Annotated in this window: 5 protein-coding genes; 1 reads left to right on the top strand and 4 read right to left on the bottom strand. The window is 51.8% G+C overall.

The features are described from left to right. Positions 1 to 313: 313 nt before the first annotated feature. Positions 314 to 1,411, top strand: coding sequence for an NnrS family protein (locus ACTHUT_RS12705; RefSeq protein WP_250599930.1), 1,098 nt, complete (start codon positions 314 to 316; stop codon positions 1,409 to 1,411). Between the two features lie 52 nt (positions 1,412 to 1,463). On the opposite strand, the gene pgi is transcribed toward ACTHUT_RS12705, so the two are convergent. From pgi to pgl, 4 genes are all read right to left on the bottom strand, one after another. Beyond that, a complete protein-coding gene (pgi, locus tag ACTHUT_RS12700) occupies positions 1,464 to 3,107 on the bottom strand; it encodes a glucose-6-phosphate isomerase (RefSeq protein ID WP_250599928.1) in 1,644 nt (547 codons plus the stop codon). Positions 3,108 to 3,250: 143 nt separating this feature from the next. Next, the gene (hexR, locus tag ACTHUT_RS12695; RefSeq protein WP_049352085.1) at positions 3,251 to 4,099 is read right to left on the bottom strand and encodes a DNA-binding transcriptional regulator HexR; all 849 of its coding nucleotides are present in this window, start codon (positions 4,097 to 4,099) and stop codon (positions 3,251 to 3,253) included. A 77-nt stretch (positions 4,100 to 4,176) separates the two neighbouring features. Next, entirely contained in the window at positions 4,177 to 5,157 is a 981-nt protein-coding gene (locus ACTHUT_RS12690; RefSeq protein ID WP_250599926.1) for a glucokinase, read from the bottom strand. Further along, positions 5,138 to 5,833, bottom strand: coding sequence for a 6-phosphogluconolactonase (gene pgl / locus ACTHUT_RS12685; RefSeq protein ID WP_250601710.1), 696 nt, complete (start codon positions 5,831 to 5,833; stop codon positions 5,138 to 5,140). Before pgl ends, ACTHUT_RS12690 begins: the two co-directional genes overlap by 20 nt. Between the last annotated feature and the right edge of the window lie 79 nt (positions 5,834 to 5,912).

Genomic DNA, 5,912 nt, shown 5'->3' with positions numbered 1-5,912 from the left:
ATAATATCAATAATATGAATGATACGGGCATTTGAGTATCTGACAAACCTTGCGGTTCGTTACCCTCTCCCTAACCCTCTCCCACGGGGCGAGGGGAACAGGTTGCTGAAAATCAGAGAGCGCAGGATTGAAAATCAGATGGCAGGTAAACCTGAAAATGCTCGGGCTCGACAGCCTAATCCCCTCTCCCCGTGGGAGAGGGCTAGGGAGAGGGTAAGCAAGCCGCAGGCTTGCCTCTTTGGTGAAAGATACGGCCCTGTCCGCCCAATAAATCCATATCCGAAAGCATCTTCATGCAAAATCAAGCCAAGCCATGAATAAATTTTTCACCCACCCCATGCGGCCGTTTTTCGTCGGCGCGGCGGCACTTGCCATACTCGGCGCGTTGGTGTTTTTCATCAGCCCCGCCGCTATCGTCCTGCACCGCCAAATCTTCTTAGAACTCATGCTGCCTGCGGCATACGGCGGTTTCCTGACTGCCGCCATGCTCGAATGGACGGGTTATAAAGGCCGTCTGAAACCTGTCGCTACTTTGATGGCGGCATTACTGCTCGCCGCATCCGCCATACTGCCCTTTTCGCCGCAAACTGCCTCGTTTTTCGTTGCCGCCTATTGGCTGGTATTGCTGCTGTTTTGCGCCTGGCTGATTTGGCTCGACCGCAACACTGATAACTTCGCCCTCTTAATACTGCTTGCCGCGTTTACTATTTTTCAGACGGCCTACGCCGCAACTGGCGATTTGAACTTACTGCGCGCGCAAGTACATCTGAACATGGCAGCGGTCATGTTTGTATCCGTCCGCGTCAGCATTCTTTTGGGTGCGGAAGCCCTTAAAGAATGCCGTCTGAAAGACCCTGTTTTTATTCCAAATATCGTCTATAAAAACATCGCCATCACCTTCCTGCTCCTGCACGCCGCCGCCGAACTTTGGCTGCCGGCGCAAACCGCCGGTTTTACCGCGCTTGCCGTCGGCTTCATCCTGCTCGCCAAGCTGCGTGAACTTCACCATCACGAACTCCTGCGCAAACACTACGTCCGCACTTATTACCTGCTCCAGCTTTTTGCCGCCGCAGGCTATCTGTGGACAGGCGCGGCGAAACTGCAAAACCTGCCCGCCTCCGCGCCCCTGCACCTGATTACCCTCGGCGGTATGATGGGCGGCGTGATGATGGTGTGGCTGACCGCCGGACTGTGGCACAGCGGTTTTACCAAACTCGACTACCCCAAACTCTGCCGCATTGCCGTTCCCTTGCTCTTTATGGCCGCCATCTCACGCGCTTTCTTGATGAACGTGAACCCGATATTTTTCATTACCGTTCCTGCGCTTCTGACCATCGCCGTGTTTGTACTGTATCTTTTCACATTTGTACCGATATTTCGGGAAAATGCGTTTACGGATGATCCGGAATAAAACAAAAGGCCGTCTGAAAATTTCAGACGGCCTTTTGTTTTAAATAAATGCTTTATTTGTTGGCATTCAAATAAAGATTAATCAGACGTGTAGTCGAGCTGTCGTGTTTTTGCACTTCGGTCTCGCCGGTCAATTCGGCAAGAATGGTTTTAGCCAGTTGTTTGCCGAGCTCTACGCCCCATTGGTCAAAGCTGTTGATGCCCCAAATAATGCCTTGGACGAAAGTTTTGTGTTCGTACATGGCAATCAGGCTGCCCATATTGCGCGGGTTGATTTTGTCCATGAGGATGAGGTTGGTCGGACGGTTGCCGGAGAAGGTTTTGTGCGGAACCAGCTCTTCGATACGCGCTTCGTCCATGCCTTGGGCTTGAAGCTCGGTGCGTACTTCGTCAGGCGTTTTGCCGCGCATAAAGGCTTCGGCTTGAGCAAAAACGTTCGCCAACAGGATTTCGTGGTGGCCGCGCAAGTTGCTGCGTTTTTCAAGGGAGGCAATCAGGTCAATCGGCGTGATGTGCGTACCTTGGTGCAGCAGTTGGAAGAATGCGTGCTGGCCGTTGATACCGGTTTCGCCCCAAATAATCGGCGAAGTTTCGTAACCGACAGCTTTGCCGTCCAAGGTAACTTGTTTGCCGTTGCTCTCCATATCGAGCTGCTGGATGAATTTGGGCAGGCGGTGGAGATGTTGGTCGTAGGGGGCGATGACGTGGCTGCCGCCGCCGTAGTAGTTGATGTACCAGATGCCGATGAGGGCGAGGATAACGGGCATGTTGCGCTCCAGCGGCGTATTGATGAAGTGTTGGTCCATCAGGTGTGCGCCGTTGAGCATTTCGATGAAGTTTTCTTCGCCGAGGTACAACATAATCGGCAGGCCGATGGCCGACCACAGGCTGTATCGTCCGCCGACCCAGTCCCAAAATTCAAACATATTGGCGGTATCGATACCGAATTCGGCAACGGCTTTTTGGTTGGTCGATACGGCAACGAAGTGTTTGGCCACGGCGCTTTCATCGCCTGCATGATCCAAGAACCATTTACGCGCGGTCAGGGCGTTGGTCAGGGTTTCTTGGGTGGTGAAGGTTTTGGAAGCAATGATGAAGAGGGTGGTTTCAGGGTGGACTTTAGACAATACATCGCGCAGTTGGGAGCCATCCACGTTGGAGACGAAGTGCATATTCAGGCGCGGATGACCGAAAGGCTTGAGCGCGGTACACATCATCAGAGGGCCGAGGTCGGAGCCGCCGATACCGATGTTGACGACATCAGTAATGACTTGATTGGTGTAGCCCAACCAGCTGCCGCTGCGGACTTCGTGTGCGAACTCGCCCATGCGTTGCAGGACATGGTTGACCTTAGGCATGACATCCTCGCCATCCACGACGATCGGGGCATTGGTGCGGTTGCGCAGGGCAACGTGGAGTACGGCGCGGTTTTCTGTCGTATTGATTTTTTCGCCGTGGAACATTTGCTGCATCCGTTCCGGCACGCCTGCTTCACGCGCCAACTCGAACAAAAGCGACATGGTTTCGTCGTTGATACGGTTTTTAGAATAATCCAAAGTCAGGCCGCCAACCTGCAGCCAGTAGCGCTCGGCACGTTCGGGATCTTGCTCGAACATTTCGCGCATGTGTTGTTCTTTGGTTTCGTCAAAATGTATCCATAATTTTGACCAAGCTGGTAAATCGTGAAGGTGTTTCATCGGATGCTCTCCTGGATAGTGGACAGTTTTGTTGAGAAAACGGCCGTGAGGTCGTCTGAAACGGGAACGGGGTGGTTTCCGTTTTTTGAGGTTTCAGACGGCCTTGATGTGGGTTGGGGCCGTCTGAATATATCAGTGAAGAATCAATCTTTATCGTATTCGATGTGTTTGTTATGTATGCTTTTTTTACTTTTTTGCAGTTGCGTGCTGGCAGTGTCGCCCAAACGCAAGGCCAAGCCGATGGCAAGAATGTCGATAACGGCCAACTGCAGAAGACGGGACACCATAGGCGTATAAAGCTCGGCATTTTCCTGAGTGGCAATGCTCAATACGCAGTCGGCCATTTGTGCCAACGGCGAATCATTGCGGGTCAGCGCGATAACGGCTGCGCCGTTTTCTTTGGCAATACTGGCTGCATCCAATAATTCGATAGATGAGCCGGTATTGGAAATCGCTACCAACACATCCTGCTCGGTCAATACGGAAGCCGCCATCAACTGGGTATGCGTATCGACATAGGCAACGGTAGACATACCGAAACGGAAGAATTTGTGTTGCGCGTCTTGGGCAACGATGCCGGAGTTGCCGACACCATAAAACTCAACGCGTCGCGCGTGCATCAAAATGGCAATCGCGTTTTCCAGCTCGGATTCTTTCAGGAAGCGGCGCTCACCCAAAAGGGAGGCTGCGGCATTGCCCAAGACTTTTTCAACCACGCTGCTCATGTTGTCATCGGCGTTCAATTCTTCATGAACGTATGGCATACCTTCATGACCGATGCTGGCAGACAAAGCGAGTTTGAACTCAGGCAAGCCTTTGTAACCCAAGCTACGGCAGAAACGGATTACAGTCGGCTGACTGACGGAGGCACGCTCGGCGATTTCGGCCACTGCGGCATGAACGAACCATTTCGGCTCGGCCAACGCAGATTCGGCAACTTTGCGTTCTGCGCCGGAGAGATTGGACAATGATTCGCTGATTTTGCTTAACATATACTCTACCCTTTGATTCTTTGACGTTCAGGACAAGGTACATTTTCGTACCCTGCCCTGCACCGCCGTTTTTGTGTTTAAACGTTATTTAAATGATTGTCTAATGCGGCCGCCGCGCCGACGATGCCCGGAAATTCGCTCAATACGACATACACGGGAATGGCGGCAAGATATGCTTCAAAGCGGCCTTTGTTTTCAAAGCGGCTGCGGAATGGAGAAGTTTTAAAGTAATCCAACACGCGAGGGATAATCCCGCCGCACAAATACATGCCGCCGCGCGCACCCAAAGTCAAAGCCAAATTGGAAGCGACCGTGCCCAACATGGCGCAGAAAATATCCAAAGTCTGACGGCAAATAGGCGATGTTCCGCTCAATGCCTTATCGGTGATTTCAGAGGGTTTCAGACGGTATTGTTTGATGTTGTCGCGTTTGGCCAATGCCTCGTAAATCAGGCTCAAACCTGCGCCGCTCAAAAAACGCTCGGCAGAAACATGACCGTATTTGTTTTTAGCGTATTGCCAAATCAACACTTCCATATCGTCAAACGGCGGGAAGCTGGTGTGGCCGCCCTCGCCTGCCAACGCCACCCAGCCGGCAGCGCTGTGTACCAAACCGCTGACACCCAAACCGGTACCCGGACCGATAACGGCTTTAGGCGCAAATTCGATTGGTTTTTGACCGCCGATTTGTATCAAGTCTTTCTTATCGGTTTGTGTTACCGCCAAAGCTTGGGCGGTAAAGTCGTTCAACAGAATCAACGTTTCAAAACCCAAAGCCTGACGGGTGGTTTCGATGGAGAATGCCCAGTGGTGGTTGGTCATCTGCACCCAGTCGCCCAAAATCGGATTGGCAATCGCAAAGGCTGCGTGCAAAACTTTCGGACTGCCTGCGCGTTCCAAATAAGTTTTGACGGCATCGACGATGGTGTCGTAATCCTTACAAGGCAAGACTTCAGCCTTTTCAATGACCTGTGGTGCGGTTTCAAGTGCAAAACGGGCATTCGTACCGCCGATATCGGCGACCAAACGAGGATAAGCCTCAGTGTGCATAGTAGACATGGCAGTTAATTCCTTGGTGATTGAGAATCAGACTGGTCGGATATTCGGTGTCAGCCCTTGCAGCAGCCTTATCGAATACCGCTTTTTTCTCTGCGCCTTGAATAGCCAAAAATACATTCGGCGTTTTGGCAATCGCACCCAAAGTCATGCTCACACGCTCATGCGGTGCGGTAACCGGCGTAGTATGAATCAATGTTGGATCATTAGCTTCATTGATTGCGGCCTGTAATTGAGGCGCTTGAGGGAACAACGACGCCGTATGCCCGTCTCCGCCCATGCCCAACACCAGCACGTCAGGTTGCTTATAATATTTCAATGCGTAAGCAACGACAACTTCAGGTTGTAATTCAGTTTCAGACTTTCCGTCTTCAACAACAGGAATCCATGTGGCAACGGCCGCGTTATTCTTGAGCAGATATTCGCGTACCAAGCCTGTATTGCTGTCGGCATGCGTGGTCGGAACGATACGCTCGTCCACCAAAGTAATGCCGACATTTTGCCAATTTAAATCTTTTTGCGACAAAGCCTCGAAAAACGCAATCGGTGAACGGCCACCGGAAACAGCCAAAACCGCATGGCCTTTCTCATTCAACGTAGCTTGCAATGCGGCGGCAACAGCATCGGCAAGAGCTTGCGCGGCAGTTGCAGCGTTTTCTTGTTCGTGCCAAACAAACATGTTTCGTCCTTTCATGGTTTCAGACGGCCTTTTGTTGGAAAACAAGGCCGTCTGAAAGAAATATTATTGCTCTTCGTGC

Source organism: Neisseria sp. P0022.S010, assembly GCF_051956635.1.
Note: the sequence above shows the minus strand (reverse complement) of the source record. Positions and strands in the feature narration are given on the sequence as shown.

Coding starts and splice junctions, on each gene's coding strand:
- ACTHUT_RS12705 (WP_250599930.1), top strand. CDS start 314: ATGAATAAATTTTTCACCCACCCCATGCGGCCGTTTTTCGTCGGCGCG.
- pgi (WP_250599928.1), bottom strand. CDS start 3,107: ATGAAACACCTTCACGATTTACCAGCTTGGTCAAAATTATGGATACAT.
- hexR (WP_049352085.1), bottom strand. CDS start 4,099: ATGTTAAGCAAAATCAGCGAATCATTGTCCAATCTCTCCGGCGCAGAA.
- ACTHUT_RS12690 (WP_250599926.1), bottom strand. CDS start 5,157: ATGTCTACTATGCACACTGAGGCTTATCCTCGTTTGGTCGCCGATATC.
- pgl (WP_250601710.1), bottom strand. CDS start 5,833: ATGTTTGTTTGGCACGAACAAGAAAACGCTGCAACTGCCGCGCAAGCT.